Annotated in this window: 5 protein-coding genes; 3 read left to right on the forward strand and 2 right to left on the reverse strand. The window is 72.1% G+C overall.

Translation table 11 applies throughout. The annotated features are described in order from the left end of the window. The first annotated feature begins 151 nt into the window (after positions 1-151). From msrA to ACGFRB_RS33300, 3 genes are all read left to right on the forward strand, one after another. Positions 152-664, forward strand: a complete 513-nt coding sequence (gene msrA / locus ACGFRB_RS33290; protein WP_393248389.1) for a peptide-methionine (S)-S-oxide reductase MsrA — start codon at positions 152-154, stop codon at positions 662-664. Positions 665-699: 35 nt separating this feature from the next. After that, positions 700-1,239: an SsgA family sporulation/cell division regulator gene (locus ACGFRB_RS33295; RefSeq protein WP_393248391.1), complete on the forward strand. Its 540-nt coding sequence runs from the start codon at positions 700-702 to the stop codon at positions 1,237-1,239. A 311-nt stretch (positions 1,240-1,550) separates the two neighbouring features. Then, complete coding sequence (locus ACGFRB_RS33300; protein WP_393248395.1) at positions 1,551-2,321, forward strand: GNAT family N-acetyltransferase; 771 nt, start codon at positions 1,551-1,553, stop codon at positions 2,319-2,321. Between the two features lie 87 nt (positions 2,322-2,408). On the opposite strand, the gene ACGFRB_RS33305 is transcribed toward ACGFRB_RS33300, so the two are convergent. Further along, positions 2,409-3,620, reverse strand: coding sequence for a cytochrome P450 (locus tag ACGFRB_RS33305; RefSeq protein ID WP_363004758.1), 1,212 nt, complete (start codon positions 3,618-3,620; stop codon positions 2,409-2,411). 226 nt (positions 3,621-3,846) lie between these two features. Next, on the reverse strand, positions 3,847-4,458 hold the full coding sequence (locus tag ACGFRB_RS33310; RefSeq protein ID WP_393248393.1) for a GPP34 family phosphoprotein: 612 nt from the start codon (positions 4,456-4,458) through the stop codon (positions 3,847-3,849). Positions 4,459-4,736: the final 278 nt, after the last annotated feature.

The raw sequence follows: 4,736 nt of genomic DNA on the forward strand, positions 1-4,736 counted from the left end.
TTTTTGTCAGTGTTTGTTGGGCTGAGCCCTATCGTGGATTTTTGAGTGCTTGCCACCGCCCCCCCCGGTGGTACAAAAAACCTGGGCGGCGCCCCCCCCCCCGCGCCCCCCCGGCGGTGAAACGGCAGGGGGATGAGGAGGGTGACGGACGATGACCGGCAGCGAGGAGAAGGCCGTACTGGCGGGCGGCTGTTTCTGGGGCATGCAGGAACTCATCCGTGAACAGCCGGGAGTCCTGGCGACGCGGGTGGGATACAGCGGCGGCGAGACGAGCCACCCGACGTACCGCCATCACCAGGGGCACGCCGAGGCCGTCGAGATCGTCTTCGACGGGACGGTTACCGACTACCGGACGCTTCTGGAGTTCTTCTTCCAGATCCACGACCCGAGCACGCGCGACCGCCAGGGCAACGACATCGGGGACAGCTATCGCTCGGCCGTGTTCTACCTGGACGACGAACAGCGACGCGTCGCCGAGGACACCATCGCCGACGTGGACGCGTCGGGTCTGTGGCCCGGCCCCGTGGTCACCGAGGTCGCCCCGGCCGGCCCGTTCTGGGAGGCGGAGCCCGAGCACCAGGACTACCTGCGGCGCTACCCGGACGGCTACACCTGCCACTTCCCGCGCCCGGGCTGGCGACTGCCCCGGCGGGGCGAGTCCTGAACCGGGTCGGGTGACGGACACCGGGGGAGGAGTCGATGCCGAAGCGCCGGGGCGACGAGCCCGCGCCACGCGAACGTGAACAACCCGGAGCGCGGGCGGGCCGGGCGGACAGGGTGTACCGGGCGGGCCGGACGGGCAGGGCGGAGGAAGGGAAGCCGCCGACTCTTCGGCTCGGCGTCCGCCGGGTCCTCGGCGGCGTACCCGCCCAGCCCGTCCGGGCGGAGTTCCGGTTCGATCCGGCGTCGCCGATGGTGGTGTCGGTGACGTTCACCCCGGACCACGGGCAGGCCGTGACCTGGCGGATCGGCCGCGGACTGCTGTACCGGGGGCTGTACGGGGAGAGCGGCGAGGGCGCCGTACGGGTGTGGCCCGTGCGGGGCGGGGCGATCCAGGCGGTGTGGCTGCTGCTGACCTCACCGCGGAGCAGCGCGGTGTTCGAGATGTCCGCCCCGGAGATCGAGGCGTGGCTGGACGCCACGTATCGGCTCGTACCGGAGGGGGCGGAGCCGGACACCTTGGACTGGGACACCTTTCTCGGCGGTCTGCTCGACGCCCCCGAACGGCCGGGCGACTGACCGCACCGCCCCGGAGGTCCAGCGGCCCACCGCCCGGCAGCCCGCAGTCTCGTCGCCCCCTGCTCGCCCCTGCTCGGCCTCTGGCCCGGGAAGGGGGCGTCCTCCCGTGCGGATCGGTCGCGGCGCGCGGCCGGCGGAGTCGCACGACTCGCCGAGGCGAAGGGAGCCCACCGCGAGGACGGTGTGAACCGTGTGGTGCCGGGTACCGGTGGACAACGTGGCTCATCGCAGGGCCTCGCGCGCTTCCCGACGCGCTCCCCTCGACGAAGTGAGGAATTCCCGTGGCGGTTCTCGCGGACGCGGTCGAATCGATGGAACAACTGTCCGTGGGATGGCGGACCTTGGTGCTCGACCGCGACGCCGACGCGGACGTCCGTGACCTTCCCGGGGTCGCCGTCCGCTGGGCCGACTCCCGGTTCGCCTTCTGGAACTGCGTGACCCTGACCGACCCGGACACCGGCGCCGCACAGCTGGAACAGCGCCTGAGCCAGGCGGCGGAGATCATGCGCACGAAGAAACACCCCGGATTCCTCTGGGTCTTCGAGGACCTGATCGCCGACGGGGCGCGCGGAAGCCTGAGCGCCGCGGCCGAACAGGCGGGCCTCGCACACGCCTTCCCCGGCACCGGCATGGCCGGCGACCTGCTGCCCCTGCCGGAACCCGGCCACCCGGACCTGACGTTCGTCCGGGTCTCGACCGACGAACAGCTCCAGGCGTACGCGGACATCAACTCCCGCGCGTACGGCTTCCCGCTGGAGGACGGCCGGGACGGCCTGGTCGGCTCCGCGCTGTGGAAGAACGGGGTGTACGCCTATCTGGGCCTGCGCGACGGCGTCCCGGTGACCTGCGCCGCGACGGTGGAGGCACAGGGCCGGCTCTTCGTGGTGCTCGTCGCCACGGACCCGGCATGGGAGCGCCACGGCTACGGCGAGGCGGTGACCCGTAAGGCACTGTACGAGGGAGGCCGGGCGACCGGGCTGACCCGTGCGACCCTGCACGCGACCGAAGCCGGCGCGCCCGTCTACCCGCGTATCGGATTCCAGCCGAACTCGCCGATCCACTTCTTCTCGTTGAAGGAATGACCGGCCGGACACACCCGGAGGGCCGCCCTCGCATGGCGGGCGGTCCTCACTCGGTTCCGGGTCCGCCGGCCGGCCTCGACGGTTCCGTCACGCCTCCCAGGCCACGGGCAGCTCGATCGGGAAGCGACGGATCGTCTCCGTGTCCCAGCGCACTTCCTCCGGCGGCACGGCCAGCCGAAGCCCGGGGAAGCGTTCGAGCAACCGGCCGATGGCCACTTCGAGTTCCGCCATGGCCAGCGGAACGGCGATGCAGCGGTGTCCGCCCCAGCCGAAGGTCATGTGCGGCTCGGAGGGCCGGTCCGGATCGATGGCGTCCGGGTCCGGGTAGCGCTCCGGATCACGGTTCGCCGTGAGGTAGGAGACATGGACGAAGTCGCCCGCCCGGATCCGCGCCCCGTCCATCTCCACGTCCTCCTTCGCGACCCGGGGGATCCCGACGCCCTTACGGAAGGGGATGTAGCGGAGCAGCTCGTTCAGGATCTGCGGAAGGCTCTCGGGCCGGCTCCTGGTGTGGGCCATCAACTCGGGCCGGGTCAGGAGGAGATAGGCGATGTTGCTGATCTGGCAGGTGGCCGTGTCCTGACCGCTGAGCGTCAGCGTCAGTGCCATGACCGCCAACTCCTGGTCGTCGAACGCGTCGTCGCCCACCTTGGCGGCGGCCAGCGCGCTGATCAGGTCCTGCCCGGGAGAGCGCCGCCGCTGCTCGACCAGGCCGCCGAAGTACTCCCGCAGCTTCGCCTTGGCGTTCTCGGCGGCGCGGCGGGTGTCCGGGCCCGTGGCGAGCAGCTGGTGCACGTACTCCTGCATCCGGGGCCAGTCGTCCTCGGGGATGCTGAGCAGACGGAAGATGGTCTGCCGGGGGAACGGGTCGGACAAGTGCCGTACCAGATCCGCCGGCTGCCCTCCCTCGGCCATCTCGTCGAGCAGGGTGTCCGCGAGCCGGGCGATGGTCGGCCGCACCCGTTCCACGGTCTTGGGGGTGAAGGCCTGCGACGCCAGATGCCTCAGCCGGCTGCTGTGCGGAGGGTCCATCACATTGATCGACTCCGGGGAGACGATGGGCTCCGGCGTCAGCCGCGGATAGTCGGAGCCGATGATCCCCGCCCGGCTGAACCGCTGGTCGGTGGTCACCTGCCGCACCCCGTCGAAGTCGGTGACCAGCCAGGCGTCCGCGTCGCCGTACGGCAGACGGATCCGGGTGGGGGAGTCGCGGGCCATGAGTTCCGCGAGCGACGGATCGAAGTCCAGCGCCTCGCTGTAGTCGAACGGGCACCGGATCGCTTCGTTGCCAGAGGTCATCGGGTGGGTCTCCTCTTCCATCCGTCGTCACGGCACCATGCCCAGCCCCCCGGCGAGACATGTAAGCACGTCGCCCGACGACGCCGCCCCAGGCTGCGGCCAGGTGGGCTAGCGGGGGAGTGGGATCGGGTGAGAGGGAGTGGCCCGGTGCCGGAGCGAGGAGCGCGCGCTCAGCCCGGTCGCCGGGGCGCCCGGGCCCTTCGCGGCGGCCGAGGAGGTGGTGGGGTCAGTCGGAGCCGCGCCACACATTGTCGAAGGCGGCGCGCTCGACGGCACGCCGTTGCCGTTCGCCCTCCAGTTCCAGCAGCGCGTCGCCGACGGCGGCCAGGACCAGGCTCTCCGGATCGCCGAGTGCCTCGGCGGGGTCCGGCACCGGCTCGTTGCGCGGCCCCAGCTCCCGTACCAGGGTCGTGAGGACCGGGTCGCCGGAGGCGAGCCGCTCGGCGGCCCGGCGGGCGTCCGGCGAGCCCTCCGCGACCACCGGGACACCGCCGGCGAAGGGGCGTCCGCGCCGCCGCCTGCGGGTGAGCGAACCCTCCGTCACCAGCGCCGCGACATACGCCTCCGTCAGCCCCTCGCCCCTGCGCCACAGCCAGTCGCCGACCGGCTCGTACGGCTCGGCCCCGCGCAGCGTGGCGAACGCCCGCGCCAGGAGGATGTCGGCCGGGCCGGCCCCGGTGCCGGGGACGATGCGGTCCTCGCGCAGGGTGACGGCGCCGGAGTCGAGCAGATCGACGAGTTCCGCCCCGGCCAGCGCGAGCGACAGATCGCCGGAATGCACGGCCTGGCCGCGTGCCTCGTCGAGGGCGGCCACGAGAAGGGTGCGTGCGGTGCTCATGAGGGGCCTCACCTCCTCCTGTGCCTGCCTGGCCGGACTTGGAGCGAACCCATACGTGTCCCGGATTCCCAGGGTACGGCCTTCCGCCCCCGGCCGTTGGCTGTCCGGAGGGGAGGCCCGCCCGGCAGCGGGGCTCCCCGGTCGGCGGCGGGGCTCCCCGGTCGGTCCGGGACGTGCGCGGTGGTGTGCCGGGTGTGTGGGTGGTGTCAGGTGAGGGTGTACATCACCGAGCGGTCGTGCTTGTGGCGTTGGATGCGGCCCTTGGCGACGAGTGATTC

It is taken from the genome of Streptomyces sp. NPDC048718 (assembly GCF_043198875.1).
Taxonomy (GTDB): Bacteria; Actinomycetota; Actinomycetes; order Streptomycetales; family Streptomycetaceae; genus Streptomyces.